Below are 267 nucleotides of genomic sequence, written 5' to 3'. Positions count from 1 at the left end.
GAGTGCCGTTGGCATCCACACGAGTCAATTCAAGTTCTGGTGTTTCACCCTTGAACTGTTTGTCTGGAGTGAAGGTCACCTTACCATCTGCGTTCACCTCGAACTTACCAACATTTGGAACTTCCTTCACAGCTGTCCCATTGTCAAATAGTGGAGTCGAATCCGCTGGGAATGGAACAGAGTCATGGCCTGGAGTGAAGGTCACTTTACCTTCTTGGACCTGACCTTGAAGTCCTTCTGTCTTATCGCCCGTACCAGTTGGTGTTA

At 48.7% G+C, this 267-nt stretch carries 1 protein-coding gene; it reads right to left on the bottom strand.

All coding sequences use genetic code 11. From position 1 onward, the window contains the following. Positions 1-267: Ig-like domain-containing protein (locus HMPREF2780_RS07980; RefSeq protein WP_158672305.1), on the bottom strand; the 267-nt coding region annotated here is incomplete at both ends.

It is taken from the genome of Streptococcus sp. HMSC062B01, assembly GCF_001811085.1.
GTDB lineage: Bacteria > Bacillota > Bacilli > Lactobacillales > Streptococcaceae > Streptococcus > Streptococcus gordonii.
Note: the sequence above shows the minus strand (reverse complement) of the source record. Positions and strands in the feature narration are given on the sequence as shown.